Origin of the sequence: Acinetobacter sp., assembly GCF_039596015.1 — a bacterium.
Classification (GTDB): Bacteria; Pseudomonadota; Gammaproteobacteria; order Pseudomonadales; family Moraxellaceae; genus Acinetobacter.
The window spans coordinates 67,738-83,314 of the sequence record NZ_JBCNKN010000005.1 but is presented as its reverse complement, the minus strand read 5'-3'; the positions used below and the strand labels follow the sequence as shown (position 1 = coordinate 83,314).

Annotated in this window: 10 protein-coding genes; 3 read left to right on the top strand and 7 right to left on the bottom strand. The window is 38.4% G+C overall.

Annotated features, from left to right (window positions below; translation table 11 throughout):
* Positions 1 to 197: 197 nt before the first annotated feature.
* The gene (metH, locus tag ABDV70_RS07075; protein WP_343596573.1) at positions 198 to 3,881 is read left to right on the top strand and encodes a methionine synthase; all 3,684 of its coding nucleotides are present in this window, start codon (positions 198 to 200) and stop codon (positions 3,879 to 3,881) included.
* Positions 3,882 to 3,983: 102 nt separating this feature from the next.
* Here metH and ABDV70_RS07070 read toward each other — a convergent pair whose 3' ends face one another.
* Positions 3,984 to 4,556: a GTP pyrophosphokinase gene (locus ABDV70_RS07070; protein ID WP_343596766.1), complete on the bottom strand. Its 573-nt coding sequence runs from the start codon at positions 4,554 to 4,556 to the stop codon at positions 3,984 to 3,986.
* 216 nt (positions 4,557 to 4,772) lie between these two features.
* Positions 4,773 to 5,993, bottom strand: a complete 1,221-nt coding sequence (locus ABDV70_RS07065; protein WP_343596572.1) for an MFS transporter — start codon at positions 5,991 to 5,993, stop codon at positions 4,773 to 4,775.
* A gap of 106 nt (positions 5,994 to 6,099) precedes the next feature.
* On the opposite strand from ABDV70_RS07065, the gene ABDV70_RS07060 reads away from it, so the two are divergent.
* Positions 6,100 to 6,879, top strand: a complete 780-nt coding sequence (locus ABDV70_RS07060) for a helix-turn-helix transcriptional regulator (protein ID WP_343596570.1) — start codon at positions 6,100 to 6,102, stop codon at positions 6,877 to 6,879.
* A 582-nt stretch (positions 6,880 to 7,461) separates the two neighbouring features.
* Here the strand turns inward: ABDV70_RS07060 and ABDV70_RS07055 are convergent.
* From ABDV70_RS07055 to ABDV70_RS07045, 3 genes are all read right to left on the bottom strand, one after another.
* A complete protein-coding gene (locus ABDV70_RS07055) occupies positions 7,462 to 8,802 on the bottom strand; it encodes an MFS transporter (protein ID WP_343596568.1) in 1,341 nt (446 codons plus the stop codon).
* Positions 8,803 to 9,571: 769 nt separating this feature from the next.
* Positions 9,572 to 10,102, bottom strand: a complete 531-nt coding sequence (locus ABDV70_RS07050; protein ID WP_343596566.1) for a YaeQ family protein — start codon at positions 10,100 to 10,102, stop codon at positions 9,572 to 9,574.
* Positions 10,103 to 10,316: 214 nt separating this feature from the next.
* Entirely contained in the window at positions 10,317 to 11,186 is an 870-nt protein-coding gene (locus ABDV70_RS07045) for an EamA family transporter (RefSeq protein ID WP_343596565.1), read from the bottom strand.
* Between the two features lie 108 nt (positions 11,187 to 11,294).
* On the opposite strand from ABDV70_RS07045, the gene ABDV70_RS07040 reads away from it, so the two are divergent.
* Complete coding sequence (locus ABDV70_RS07040; RefSeq protein ID WP_343596564.1) at positions 11,295 to 11,789, top strand: MarR family transcriptional regulator; 495 nt, start codon at positions 11,295 to 11,297, stop codon at positions 11,787 to 11,789.
* A gap of 238 nt (positions 11,790 to 12,027) precedes the next feature.
* Here ABDV70_RS07040 and ABDV70_RS07035 read toward each other — a convergent pair whose 3' ends face one another.
* On the bottom strand, positions 12,028 to 12,750 hold the full coding sequence (locus tag ABDV70_RS07035) for an MgtC/SapB family protein (protein ID WP_343596563.1): 723 nt from the start codon (positions 12,748 to 12,750) through the stop codon (positions 12,028 to 12,030).
* 23 nt (positions 12,751 to 12,773) lie between these two features.
* Positions 12,774 to 15,521, bottom strand: a complete 2,748-nt coding sequence (gene mgtA / locus ABDV70_RS07030; RefSeq protein WP_343596561.1) for a magnesium-translocating P-type ATPase — start codon at positions 15,519 to 15,521, stop codon at positions 12,774 to 12,776.
* Between the last annotated feature and the right edge of the window lie 56 nt (positions 15,522 to 15,577).

Genomic DNA, 15,577 nt, shown 5'->3' with positions numbered 1-15,577 from the left:
TATAAATCTTCAAAAATAATAAAAAGCTAAACTGGCCTTCCCCGCTTGATTTATATATCGATCCGGCAGGCACATGATTACCAATATCGCTTATCAGAAATTGAAATAATCAAAATTGGACTGAATGTCCAAATTCAATAATTCCTGCGTATAATAGGTCATTTTCCCCGCTCTGGCTGACTAAATTAAGGCTGTGTATGTCAACGCTTGATACTTTAAAAGAAATTCTCGCTCATCGAATTATGATGCTCGATGGTGCAATGGGAACGATGATTCAACAGCATCAATTGCAAGAAGAAGACTATCGTGGTGAGCGTTTCGCAAACTGGGCACATGATTTAAAAGGCAATAATGATTTATTGGTTCTAACACAACCACAGATTATTCAAGGCATTCATGAAGCGTATTTGGAAGCAGGTTCAGATATTGTTGAAACCAACAGTTTTAACGGTACACGTGTTTCCATGTCAGACTATCATATGGAAGACCTCGTTCCAGAGATCAACCGTGAAGCCGCACGTCTAGCCAAAGCAGCTTGTGAAAAATACTCTACCCCAGACAAACCTCGTTTTGTTGCAGGCGTTTTAGGGCCAACCTCTCGGACATGTTCAATTTCACCCGATGTGAACAACCCCGCCTTTCGTAATATTACGTTTGATGAACTCAAAGACAATTATATTGAATCTACCCTAGCCCTCATCGAAGGCGGTGCAGATATTATTTTGATTGAAACAGTTTTTGATACTTTAAACTGTAAAGCTGCCATTTTTGCAGTCGAAGAAGCGTTTAAAATCATTGGTCGTACTTTACCGATCATGATTTCAGGAACCATTACCGATGCCTCTGGTCGCACACTGACAGGTCAAACTGCCGAAGCGTTCTGGAACTCGGTACGTCATGCCAATGTTCTTTCGGTTGGTTTTAACTGTGCTTTGGGTGCAGATGCCATGCGCCCACACGTCAAAGCCGTCAGCGATGTAGCCGATGTCTATATTTCAGCCCATCCAAATGCTGGCTTGCCAAATGCTTTTGGCGGTTATGATGAAACTGCCGAACAAACGGCTGCGTTTTTAAAAGATTATGCTGAAAGCGGGATTTTAAATATTGCTGGTGGTTGTTGTGGAACCACACCTACCCATATTCGTGCCATTTCTAATGCACTAAAAGACCTGCCGCCACGTCATGTACCTGAAACGACTCCAGCCTGTCGTTTAAGTGGTTTAGAACCATTCAACATTTATGATGACTCTTTATTTGTAAACGTTGGTGAGCGTACCAACGTCACAGGGTCACGTAAATTTGCTCGTTTAATTCGTGAAGAACAATACGGTGAAGCACTCGATATTGCCCGAAGTCAGGTTGAAGGCGGCGCGCAAGTAGTCGACATCAACATGGACGAAGGGATGCTTGACTCGCAACAAGCAATGGTGACCTTTCTCAATCTGATTGCCTCTGAACCTGATATTTCACGTGTTCCGCTGATGATTGACTCATCAAAATGGGAAATTATTGAAGCGGGCTTGAAATGCGTTCAGGGTAAACCGATTGTTAACTCTATTTCCTTAAAAGAAGGTTATGACGAGTTTGTACACAAAGCACGTCTATGTCGCCAATATGGTGCTGCGGTCATTGTCATGGCTTTTGATGAAAACGGTCAGGCGGACACCGCACAACGCAAACGTGAAATTTGTAAACGCTCTTATGATATTTTGGTCAATGACGTTGGCTTCCCATCGGAAGATATCATTTTCGACCCGAACGTGTTTGCTATTGCAACAGGGATTGAAGAACACAACAACTATGCAGTGGACTTTATTGAAGCCACAGGCTGGATTAAACAAAATCTACCAAATGCCATGATTTCAGGTGGGGTATCCAACGTCTCTTTCTCTTTTCGTGGAAATGAACCTGTACGTGAAGCCATTCATGCAGTGTTTTTGTATTATGCCATTAAGCAAGGCATGACGATGGGGATTGTCAACGCAGGCCAACTTGCCATTTACGATGACATTCCAAAAGACTTAAAAGATGCCGTTGAAGATGTTGTACTCAACCAAAACCAAGGTGAAAGTAGACATGATGCAACCGAAAAACTCTTAGAAATTGCAGAAAAATATCGTGGTCAAGGTGGTACTGTTCGAGAGGCTGAAAACCTTGAATGGCGTAATCAGTCTGTTGAAAAACGTCTAGAATATGCCTTGGTCAAAGGGATCACGACTTATATTAACGAAGATACCGAAGAAGCACGTCTACAATCAAAACGCCCACTCGATGTGATTGAAGGTCCATTGATGTCTGGTATGAATGTCGTGGGTGACTTGTTTGGTTCGGGTAAAATGTTTTTGCCGCAAGTGGTCAAATCTGCACGCGTGATGAAACAGGCAGTTGCATGGTTGAACCCATACATTGAAGCTGAAAAAGCCGATGGTGAGTCAAAAGGTAAAGTCCTGATGGCCACTGTGAAAGGCGACGTTCACGATATTGGTAAAAATATTGTAGGCGTTGTTTTGGGTTGTAATGGTTATGACATTATTGATCTTGGTGTGATGGTCCCTGCCGAAAAAATCCTACAAACGGCAATCGATGAAAAAGTCGATATTATCGGATTATCAGGACTCATCACTCCTTCTTTGGACGAAATGGTGTTTGTTGCCAAAGAAATGCAGCGTAAAGGATTTAATATTCCACTCTTGATTGGTGGTGCAACGACATCCAAAGCCCATACTGCTGTAAAAATTGACCCTCAATACCAAAATGATGCGGTGATTTATGTGGCAGATGCTTCCCGTGCTGTCGGTGTTGCTACAACGTTACTTTCTAAAGAAATGCGGGGCGAATATATTGCAGAACACCGAGCGGAATATGCCAAAATCCGTGAACGTTTAGCCAATAAACAGCCAAAAGCTGCAAAACTGACTTATAAAGAGTCGGTTGAGAATGGCTTTAAAATTGATGAAAGCTATGTACCACCAAAACCAAATCTTTTGGGAACACAGGTCTTAACAAACTATCCACTTGCAACACTTGTCGAATATTTTGACTGGACACCATTCTTTATTTCTTGGAGCTTGGCAGGTAAATTCCCGAAAATTTTAGAAGATGAAGTGGTTGGTGAAGCGGCAATTGATTTGTATAATCAAGCGCAAGCGATGCTCAAAGATATTATCGATAACCAACGTTTTGATGCTCGTGCGGTGTTTGGTTTATACCCTGCTGAACGTACTGCTGCCGATACTGTTGCTGTATTTGATGAGCAAGGTAAAATCACGCATCACTTTGAACATATCCGCCAACAATCCGATAAAGTCACGGGCAAACCAAACTTGTCTTTGGCTGACTTTATTCGCCCTGACCAAACTCAGCAAGACTATTTAGGCGGATTCACTGTTTCAATTTTTGGTGCTGAAGAATTGGCAAATGAGTATAAAGCCAAAGGTGATGACTACTCTGCAATTTTAGTTCAGTCATTGGCTGACCGTTTTGCTGAAGCCTTTGCTGAACATTTGCATGAACGGATTCGTAAAGAATATTGGGGCTACCAAGCCAATGAAACGTTAAGCAATGAAGAATTGATTAAAGAAAAATATGTGGGAATTCGCCCTGCACCGGGCTATCCTGCCTGCCCTGAACATTCAGAAAAAGCGACTTTGTTTAACTGGTTAGGTTCTACCGATAAAATAGGCACCAAGCTGACTGAACACTTTGCAATGATGCCGCCATCGTCAGTCAGTGGTTTCTATTATTCTCATCCACAAAGTGAATACTTTAACGTAGGTAAAATCTCTCAGGACCAACTTGAAGATTATGCAAAACGTAAAGGTTGGACACTGGATGAAGCGAAACGCTGGTTAGGACCAAATTTAGATGATTCGATTGCTTAAAATATAAATGGCTACTTCGGTAGCCATTTTCATGTTTCAATCAGAATTTAGTCCAATAATCATATATTGCCATTACTCTTGCTTTAAAATTTGTATGCGATATTAAACAAATGTTCGTTTATATTTTTCATGATTTTCAATATTAGTTAATTCATCTTTTTCATCCCAAATTTGCAATTCCCATGGAAAATAAAAATTGGATTTATTCTTAAAATACACATGCAATCCCTTATAGCCTTGTTTATCTCGGTAATACCAGTTTTTCAATCCATACTTTTCTTGCCATTCATCAAGCAACTCACTAATTGCTTCAACTTCAAGCGTATTTAGAATTACACGGGCACCAAAAATATCATTTAGCCAATTATTTACAGGGTATTGGTCAGTATTTCCAGAGTATCTTTTTATTTTATCATCAATACTTTCAAGTGTTTTAACTCGATAATAATATTGCAATAAAAACCCTCTTTTATTTTTAATTAAATAATCATTAATACTTTCATGCAAATTTAGACGATATTTTGTAATATGCTGATAAGGAACTTTTGCAATTGTTTTAGAAAGATTCACTTTCTCAATGCGACCTGTTTCAAAATAATCACGAGAAAAATCAGCATGAATTTTATTAATAGTTTCAATCATTAACTCAATTTTTTCTAAATTATTCTTGCTCATTTCACTGCTCATAACATACCGTCCATAACCACCGTGTCATTTATCCTAAACGCTCCGCAAACAACAATCCATTTAAATGATCAACTTCATGCTCAACAACACTACAGAAAAACCATGATAGATCATTTTAATAATTTCACCTTACACAGTATGATAACGCAAAAAATCCCCCAACCTTTTATGACTGAAGGATTTGACACAACAGAATGACACTTTTTATTTAACTTTGGTATTAGGTAAAAATGCCGTTGCGAATCCAAGCAATGGTAAAAGTGAACATAAACCAAATACCCACTCAATACCATTAACATCAGCCAAATGCCCTAGCCCTGCTGCGGCAATACCGCTCACCCCAAACATAAGACCAAACATTAAGCCTGCAATCATGCCAACACGGCCTGGAACAGCTTCTTGTGCGTAAACCACCATCGCTGCAAACGCAGATGACAACACCAAACCTGCCATAATTGACAAGATCGTTGTCCAAAACAAGTTTGCAAACGGCATCATTAACGCAAACGGGGCCATACCAACAAATGAAACCCAAATGACCGCTTTACGACCAATCTTGTCACCAATTGGGCCACCTGCAAATGTACCTAAAGCGACAGCAGCCAAAAATGCAAACAAGTGCAACTGTGCGCTCTGGATGCTGATATGAAACTTTTGGATTAAGTAGAAAGTAAAATAGTTACTAATACTGGCAATGTAAGTAAATTTGGCAAACATCAACACACTAATGGTGCCTAAGGCAAGAATGAGCTTACGACCATGCAATTTAGTCTGTGCTTGTGTAGCACGTGCAACCACCTGACTTTTAGCATGGCTCACCGTCCAACGGCTTACACCAAACAAAACCCAAATCGCTAAAAGTGCAAATATTACTAAGCCTGCAACTGCATGCTGTCCAAACGGTACTATCAGCAAAGCGGCTAATAATGGGCCAATGGCAGTACCTGTATTTCCGCCCACCTGAAAAGTTGACTGTGCCGTACCGAAGCGCCCACCCGATGCCATTCTCGCCACACGTGAAGCTTCAGGGTGAAAAGTTGCAGAGCCTACCCCGATTAGCGCAGATGCACATAACAACACAGCAAAACTTGGTGAAAATGCCAACAAAATAATGCCACAGAATGTGACGACCATTCCGAGTGGGAGAAGATATGGTTTTGGATGTTTATCGGTATAAAGTCCAATCCAAGGCTGAAGCAGTGAACCTGTAATTTGATATACAAACGAGATCAGACCGACTTGAGCAAAACTCAGTGTAAAGTTTGCTTTTAGCATTGGATAAATGGCTGGCAACACCGCCTGAATTAAATCATTCAGTAAATGTGCAACGGCGACAGCGCCTACAATTTTAATAATCATTCCTTGAGGCTGATCATTTGCAACGGTATTGGCAATACCATCTTTCAATTGTATTGAAGACGTCATACCTGAAAAACTCCAATATTTTTAAATGAGATGCTTATTGTAAATTGTCGCTTATAAAGTTATCTTCCAATAATCATCGTATAAGTGACAATTTTTAGGATAATTTATGTCCGATTCTCTTATTCAGTCTGATTGGTCTGAACTTGTAATTGGGCTATCATCCGAACATGCTTACCGAGAAATCACCCCCACTCATACCCATACACGCGCTCAATTTTTGTATGCATCTACTGGAAACATTCAGGTTTTTACACCAAACCATGTTTGGATTGTGCCACCGATGTGTGCGTTATGGATTCCAGCTCATGTCGAACACAGTGTAATTTCACTCAGTCATGTTAAGTTAAATACAGCATTAGTGGAGATAAATGCAGCCGCTTTAATGGGGCAACATTGCTTTATTATTCGAGTGAGTAATCTTTTGCATGAGCTTTTGATTCGATTAAATGAAATCGAACGAGAGGAATCACCCAACACTGTGACCTCTCAAGAGCTTTCTCGTTCTTTACAAATTTTGATTTTTGAAGAAATTCATCGAGCCAATTTGTTGCCTATCCAAATTCCATGGCCAAAAGACAAACGGTTATTAAAAATTTGCCAAGTGCTATTACACACTCCGAATCACTCAAAAGATTTAACCGATTGGGCTGATGATATTGGTGCGAGTTCCAGAACCTTAATGCGCATGTTCCAAAAAGAAACTGGGCTGTCTTATCGGGCGTGGATACAGCAAATGCATATTGCACTTGCCTTGAGTAAAATCGCGAATGGTGAATCGATTGCTCAGATTTCTGAATCACTGGGGTATACCAACCCCAGCGCGTTCAGTGCGATGTTTAAACGGCATTTAGGAAAAACACCTCAACAATTTAAATATGCAAATTAAGAAAACAAAAAATGAAATAACTCCCGCTTTTAGTAGATAATTCCAACGACTTCATTTTAATATTCGAACTGTTCCTGTATAAAAGATATGAGAAAGCACAATACAAAAAGATACACGTAATAAAAAACCCAGACATCCTGTCTGGTTTTTTTATATTTACATGTTAGGGGTAACTCCTGTCATCCCTCGCGTCCTGTCGCTCATCTTATTCTTGTTTTCTGAAACATCCTATTCTCAATGAGTCCATCATAAAAAATCAGGCTGTATCTGACTATTGGCAATTGTCTTGAACCACTGTAAGCCAGAACGTACAAAGTCTCCCTTTCTATACCAAGAGTTGCTCACAGAGAATAGAATGGTTAAGAAATAAGAGGAAATCATGATTTTTACTATTTCTCAGCTAATTATTTTAGTAATAATCAAAAAATAGTTAAAAACCAATATGTTACCAAGTCAACTTTTAGGTGTGTTTTAAGATCATGATTTTTTGAATTCTATACTTTTAAAATTTTGTTTAGTAGAAGGTTCATTATTGTAAATTATTAGATGAGCCCCAAATAGCTCATCTAATATAAATTATAACTAAGGAGAGACATGCACTTTTTTAGGTTTTAAGTTTCTCGGTTTTCTACTTAACAATAAAGCAATTACAGCGCCTGCGAAAGTTAAAGCACACAATGGCAATAAAGATACCTGGAAACTGCCTGAATAATCTTTTAATGCTCCCATAATGTAATTCATAATTCCTGTGCCGATGTGCGCCAGAGTATTAATAGATGCAATTGCAAGCGCAACAATAGTTGGTGGTATTTTTTCAGATACCAATGCCCAGAAAGGTCCCTTAATTGCATAGTTACCCATTAAAACTAAAGAAAATAAAATTAAACTAATACTTAAAGAGCTATTAAATAATGTCAGAAATAATCCAAAACTTGTTATAAATAATGGTATTGCAGTATTTAAACTACGATCTCCTGTTTTATCAGATCGGATTCCCCAAAAAATCATGAATACAGCTGCTAACCCAAATGGAATCATATTAAGTAGCCCCGTTTGCATTGCTGTCAGATGAAATGATTTTAAGATTTGCGGCATCCACAGTGATAAAATATTACTTGTAGCTGAGCTACCTGCATAAATTATTGTAAAAAGCCATAAATATTTATTAGTTAACAACTGCATTAACTTATTTTTTCTCTGTGCTTTAGATTCTTTATTCTCTATATTTAACTGTTGGTCTCGCTCATACATCAGAGTGTTTGTAAGCCACTTTTTCTGTTCTGCATTTAACCAATTTACATCTTGTGGTCTGTTCGGTAACCAAACTAAACACAATAGACCAAGTATCACGGCAGGTATTCCTTCCAACATAAGAAGAATTTGCCAACCACTAAATCCAAATAGACCATGTAAACTCAGAAGCATTGCTGAGATTGGTGAACCTAAAAAACTGGAAAGAGGAATGGCCACCATAAATGCAGCTACGATACTGGCCATATAGCGTTTAGGAAACCAAAGTGTTAAATACAATAAAACTCCTGGAAAGAAACCAGCTTCAGCAGCACCCATTAAAAATCGTGCAATACTATAGGAAGTTGGACCTGTAACAAACGCCGTACCAACGCCAACGATACCCCATGTGATCATAATTCTGGCAATCCAGATTCTTGCACCAAACTTTTCCATAGCAACGTTACTTGGAATTTCAAAAGCAACATATGCAATAAAAAATAAAGTTGCGCCAAATCCAAAAGCAGTAGCTGTCAAACCAATTTCTTGATTCATGGTTAACGCGGCAAAACCTACATTGACTCTATCAATATAAGCAATTAAATAACATAAAATTAAAAAAGGAAGAATACGGAAAGACAACTTTCGTATTGTACTTTTTTCTACATCAGAAATGTCCATTTTAAGTTTCATACATATCCCTATATGATATCTAACCTGTCTTGAATAGTTCTAAGAACTATTTGAAGTGTTATCACCATACTAATTATTTAAAAGTGTTTAAACAAGGCTAAAAGTTATTTTTATAGATAATTAAATAGTCACCTATTAAAACCTATTTTTCTTAGTATATAAATACACACCGAGCTGTAAGAATATTAAATAAGAGGGCTCCCAAATAAATATAAGATGAATGCAGATTACTAAAAAATATAGTATTATCATGTTTTTATATGCAAACATTATAAATGATAATTATTTATAACACTTACACACTCTATAAGTAATAAATATTGAATAATTTCTAAAATTAATATAATGCAGATCACACAAAAAATTTAAATCCCTCTTTTCCAGATTAATATTCTAAATTAATGTCATTTTAGGAATCAGCACATTAGAGGAGGCATAATTTTTTGATTATTGTTCCACATTTTTATTTATTTCAGTTAAACAGTCTTGGTTAATCATATGGCCTAGATAAATTACTCCAGATACCCTGCTTCTTAAATTTTGGCTCAACATGCCCAAGTAGAAAGTACTTATTTTAATTAAAAGTCGAATCCATCATTATTCTGGTCAAACATCATTTACGATAGCGCATCGTTCATCTCTTCCTGTTCATCGAAGAGGACTCCCCATCTCTAGATGATCAGACAATTTCAATCCCTTTCCCCTAAAAAGAGAACTTCCAAAAAAAATCCCCTCAATTAGAGAGGATCTGAAAATCAATATGTCAAAATTACTGCAATTTCACCCATTCAATGACAGCCTGCCCAGCATCACTCATCAGCGTCCATTCACCATCCATGATATTGAGTTGCAATTGCATAGTACGCTCACATAATGCTTGAATTGCCGTAGTCGTTTCTTCACTTAATTGCCAAATTTCCACATTTTTTAACGTCTTAAGTTTACTGTTTCGCTTATACCATTCTGTCACCGCACCACCATAAGCAATGACAGCCACTTGTGGACAACGTGCACTCGCCTTCTTCACTTTATCTTCATCTGGACAGCCCACTTCAATCCACTTTTCAAGCAAACCTGTTAAATCTTTCTGCCATAATGCGGGCTCATTCACTTCGAATAAATCTTTAGTAAATTCAAGTTGTTCATCGGCATAACGAGCAAAAGCCAAAACACGCACCATTAAGCGTTCAATCGTTTCTGAAGGATGCAATGCCATCGTCAATTGATAGTCACCATAATTGTGATGATCCATATCCGCAATATTGAGCTCTGCTTTATAAATCGTTGCCTTAAGTGCCATGTGCTTACAAATTACCTTAAAAATTTGCGCCTAGCATAACCAATTTTAAATCGCCATGTAGAATATTTTTATCGTTCAATTTCATCATTCATCTGGTTATCTCTCAAAGATGAAAATCTCAAAATTTTCATCTTTTTAAATCATCATTTTTATCAAATTCCTCAATAGCTAATCACCCTCTCAATTAAAGGCGTTTTAGGATTGAAGTGATCTATTATTTCGCTCTACTTTGCATTTGTACGACCATCACAGAGATTAAAACAATAATAAATCCAATTAATTGAAGAAAGTTAAGTGCTTGCCCCAAGAAAAACCAGCCAACCAATAAAGCCGTAATCGGACTAAAAACGCCCAAAATAGAAACAGCAACAGGCGGTAATTTTGCAATCCCCAAAAACCATAAACTATAGGCAAGCAACGAACCGAAAATTGCCAAATAGCTATAACCGAGAATATTTGTGAGTGTGATTGTGCTTGGAAATGTTTCTACAGCAAAAAATAACGGCGTTAGAAGCAGACCACCAAACAGTAACTGCCACCCCGTAAACGTAAAATTATCGACATTGGGTTTCCACTTTTTAGTGAAATATGTTCCTAACGCCATGGATATAGCACCAAGCAGCGCAGCACCGCATCCCAACAGATCAAACGTATGCTGATGACCCTTGCCATAAACTAAAAGTAACCACATTCCAAGTACCATAAAAATCATGGCAATAAAAGAAACGATATCGGCTGCTTTTTTATCAATCAACAATGCTAAAAAGAAAATAATGAGCGGTTGCACTGAACCAATTGCAGCGGCAATCCCCCCTTCTAATCGATATGCGGAAAAAAATAATAAGCTTTGAAAGCATGCGATATTCAAAAATGACAGCACCAACACCTGCCACCATTGTTGTCCTTGCGGTAATTGGCGTTTCCATAATGTAAGGAGCAACCCTGCAGGAAGTACACGAATAATTGCCGCTAAAATGGGGCGATCTGCGGGTAAAAACTCTGTTGTCGTAAAGTAGGTTGTTCCCCACAGTATCGGTGCCAGTATCGTGAGCAATAGATACTTGATCTCGTGATTTTGATTCATTGGATATTTATTCTGCAAGTTATCTTAATATCAAGATAAATTAAAAGTATCTTAACATCAAGATATTTTTATACGCTATGATAACGAGATAAACGCAGGAACTTCTTTATGCAAAATACTTATGATGACCCAGTCGATAAAATCATTGCTCAATGGATGGCTTTAGGTTATTCAAAACAAGAGCTTATCGCGATGGAAACCATAGGGCGGATCAAACGTATTGAAGTACAAGGCATGAAAAAACTTGAAGAAAACTATAAAAAGTTTGATTTGTCATGGTGGGAGTTTGATGTTTTGGCGACCTTAAAGCGTTCTAATGCCACACTCACCCCAACCACGCTATTTAAAGATATGATGGTGTCTTCGGGAACAATGACCCATCGTTTGCAACAGCTTGAAAAACGAGAATTAATTGAACGTGTCATCGACTCAAATGACAAAAGAAGTTTAATGGTAAAACTCACGGCAAAAGGTGAAAAACTCATTCATGAATGTGTTCCCGCACATATCACATTAGAAAATCAGTTGTTGTCACATTTAACGACCAACGAAGTTGAAACCTTAAACCAGTTACTCAGAAAACTGGAAAATTCTTTAAAATAAAGTTTTTACCATTAAAGACTGTAGAGCATTTATCGATAACTAACACCGTTAAAACATGTAAAAGCTAACCTTTTTTTAGCGTTTAGCGCATTTGAAAAGACCATAAATGAAGCGATCATCAGCTATTTTATCGCCAAACATCCTCATTTTATGGCATAAAAAAAGCTAAAGTGTGCAGCAAGCTCACTTTAGCTAATTTCTCCGAGTACTATTCGGATTTATGTAATATCAATCATTTCTAATCACGGCTACTTGGTGACCAGAAGATTTGCCGGACATCGGGCTGTGCCGAAAGTTTCTCAATAATTTGATCAAGTTCTTCTCCATCCACCGAGTGTGCGGCGAGTGTCAGCTCAACTTCCAGTTCATTTTGCCCAAATGAATGTGCTTCTAAATGACTGACAGGAAAGTCATGCGACTCTAAGGTTTCTATGATTTGTTGCACAACGACTTTTTCTTTCAAACGATCAATAATGACATAAATCACATTGGTCATTTCTGTAGATTCCAGATCAAGCGGTTGTCGGTTAATCGTATTGACAATCGGGCGTAACAGCGTATTTGCCGAGAGAATAAATAGGGTTGCAACCATTGCTTCTAGAATTAAATCAGCACCTGCTGCCGCACCAACCGCAGCAGAACACCAAAGTGTTGCTGCCGTATTTAAACCACGGACATGGCCTTCTTCACGCATAATGACCCCTGCGCCAAGAAAACCAATACCAGAAACCACATAGGCAATAACCCGAATACCGCCTTCATTCCCATCTAAACGACATGCCATATCAACAAAACTTGCAGCGCCAATTGCAACGAGTACATTGGTTCGCAACCCTGCTGTCCGTTGGCGATATTGACGTTCAAAACCAATGAGACCGCCTAAAATAAACGCAGTGAGTAAGCTGATACTTGAGTCTAATAATGAATCAAGTCGAATATTCTGAATAGCTTGAGATTGCATATACCATACTCTTCAATTTTAAATTATTGCCAGCCATAACGACGAACGTAAAAGTGTTTGACGAGTTGTGTAAGTGCCATATAAGCAATAACAATACATGGCAGATAAACAAAATACATCGGTGGTAAAGCCTGCAATTTAAAATAAGATGCAAATGGACCCATTGGTAAATAAATACCAATCGCCATGATGATCAGAGTCATGATCATTAATGGCATAGATGCCCGACTTTGTAAAAATGGAATTTTAGGTGTACGAATCATATGAACAATCAAAGTTTGTGTTACCAAACCCACAACAAACCAGCCAGATTGGAACATTGTTTGATGCGCGCTGGTGTTTGCATCAAAAATGAACCACATCATCACAAACGTTACCACATCGAAAATTGAACTGATTGGCCCAAAGAAGATCATAAAACGACCAATTTCCGCAGGCTGCCATTTTTGTGGTTTTTGCAAAAGCTCATCATCCACATGGTCAAATGGAATTGCAATTTGTGATACATCATATAGAAGGTTCTGTACAAGTAAGTGTAGTGGCAACATAGGTAAAAATGGAATAAAGGCACTTGCTATTAATACCGAAAAAACATTACCGAAATTTGAACTTGCTGTCATTTTGATATATTTCAGCATATTCGAGAATGTACGGCGACCTTCCAAAACACCTTGTTCTAACACCATCAAGCTTTTTTCAAGCAAAATAATATCCGCAGCTTCTTTTGCAATATCGACTGCTGTATCTACAGAAATACCAATGTCGGCACTACGTAAAGCAGGCGCATCATTAATACCATCTCCCATAAAGCCAACCACATGACCATTACTTTTTAGGACACTCACAATCCGCTCTTTGTGTGCTGGCGTAAGTTTGGCAAATACATTGTATTGTTCTACTGCTTGAGCAAGCTCAGACTCAGTCATTTTCTCGATATCACTACCAAGCACAACGCCTGTGACATTTAAACCCACTTCTCGGCAGACTTTCGCTGTCACCAAATCGTTATCACCTGTTAAAATTTTAACGGCAATACCATGCTCTGTAAGTGCTTGAATAGCAGGTGCAGTTGACTCTTTTGGTGGATCAAGGAATGCAACATAACCCACTAAAATTAAATCACTTTCATCAGCAACACCATATTCATGAGCACTCAATCCTGCTTTTGTCGCAACAGCAACAACACGTAAACCTTCTGCATTTAACCGTGCAGTCACTTCACGAATATGCGCTAATTTTGTGTCATCCAGATCAACCACTTCATCCTGATTCATGACATAGCGACATACTGATAAAATTTCCTCAACCGCCCCTTTGGTGATCACCATTTGTTGATGCGTCATATCTTCAACAACAACAGACATACGACGACGGTTAAAATCAAATGGAATTTCATCGACTTTTTTATAGTTTTGAAGTTCTGAAACAGGAATATTATTTTTACCAAATTCAAGAACTGCAACATCAAGCAAATTTTTCAATCCTGTTTGAAAATAGCTATTAAGGTAAGCCAGTTCCAAAACTTTCTCTGAATTTTCACCCCAAATATCGACATGTCTTTCTAAAAAGATTTTGTCTTGTGTCAATGTTCCTGTTTTATCTGTACACAAAACATCCATCGCACCAAAGTTTTGAATGGCATCTAGACGTTTTACGATAACTTTTTTACGAGATAAAAATACTGCACCTTTTGCCAGTGTCGAGGTCACAATCATTGGCAACATTTCAGGGGTTAAACCAACAGCAACCGATAATGCAAACAGGCTCGCCTGAGTCCAATCCCCTTTTGTAAATCCATTAATCAATAGGACAATCGGCGCCATGATGGCCATAAAACGGATCAACAACCAACTAACTTTATTAACACCCAGTTGGAAAGATGTCGTCGCACGGTCACTGGCAGTTACTCTTTTTGCCAAAGCACCAAAATAAGTATGACTACCTGTTGCCAACACAATTGCCATCGCATATCCAGACACAACATTTGTTCCCATGAACAAAATATTTTCCAGATCTAGTGGGTTAACTGCATCTTGATCTTTTTGAACAGCATATTTTTCTACAGGCAATGACTCTCCTGTCATGGCAGCCTGAGCCACAAATAAGTCCTTGGCACTTAAAATACGACAGTCCGCAGGAATCATATCCCCAGCAGAGAGCAAAATAATATCACCAGGAACCAATAACTGTATGGCAATTTCCTGTCCTTGCTGAGTTCCCATCATGCTGACTGAATCAGGTGAAAGAACCACGTTTTCAGGCACTTGGCGAATGACAGTCGCAGTATTTGTGACCATTGCCTTAAGCGCATCGGCTGCTTTATTTGACTTCATTTCTTGCCAGAAACGCAAGAATGTTGACACAAGAACCATGGTGCCAATCACCACTGCGCCTTGCATATCATCGGTAAGGTAAGACACCACAGCCAAAAGCGTAAGGAGTAAGTTGAACGGGTTGCGATAACACAACCACAGATGTACCCACCAACTTAATGGTTTTTCTTGTTGAATTTCATTTAAACCATATTGATGCTGAAGTTGTTGAATTTCAGCGTCATTTAATCCTTCAGGTCGTGAACCTAAATCTTGATAAAGTTGATCTGGTGAATTTAATGCCGCTTTAATGAGCGCTTGTGTCAATTCTGGTGGGAATGACTGAGCCCCATTATTTCGGGTGACATGTTCTAATGTCACAAAACGCTGAAAATGGCGGGCAATATGACGTGCTTTTAAGAACCGCAGAAACAGTTGTTTGAAAAAATTTGAGTGCATTAGTGCAACTCCTAAATTCGATTTTTTAAATAAACTTTAAAAAATAAACATATAAA

Bases quoted from the DNA above. Each gene is read 5' to 3' on its own strand.
- ABDV70_RS07040 (WP_343596564.1), top strand. From the start codon at position 11,295: ATGCAAAATACTTATGATGACCCAGTCGATAAAATCATTGCTCAATGG.
- metH (WP_343596573.1), top strand. From the start codon at position 198: ATGTCAACGCTTGATACTTTAAAAGAAATTCTCGCTCATCGAATTATG.
- ABDV70_RS07070 (WP_343596766.1), bottom strand. From the start codon at position 4,556: ATGAGCAAGAATAATTTAGAAAAAATTGAGTTAATGATTGAAACTATT.
- ABDV70_RS07045 (WP_343596565.1), bottom strand. From the start codon at position 11,186: ATGAATCAAAATCACGAGATCAAGTATCTATTGCTCACGATACTGGCA.
- mgtA (WP_343596561.1), bottom strand. From the start codon at position 15,521: ATGCACTCAAATTTTTTCAAACAACTGTTTCTGCGGTTCTTAAAAGCA.
- ABDV70_RS07060 (WP_343596570.1), top strand. From the start codon at position 6,100: ATGTCCGATTCTCTTATTCAGTCTGATTGGTCTGAACTTGTAATTGGG.
- ABDV70_RS07055 (WP_343596568.1), bottom strand. From the start codon at position 8,802: ATGAAACTTAAAATGGACATTTCTGATGTAGAAAAAAGTACAATACGA.
- ABDV70_RS07050 (WP_343596566.1), bottom strand. From the start codon at position 10,102: ATGGCACTTAAGGCAACGATTTATAAAGCAGAGCTCAATATTGCGGAT.
- ABDV70_RS07065 (WP_343596572.1), bottom strand. From the start codon at position 5,993: ATGACGTCTTCAATACAATTGAAAGATGGTATTGCCAATACCGTTGCA.
- ABDV70_RS07035 (WP_343596563.1), bottom strand. From the start codon at position 12,750: ATGCAATCTCAAGCTATTCAGAATATTCGACTTGATTCATTATTAGAC.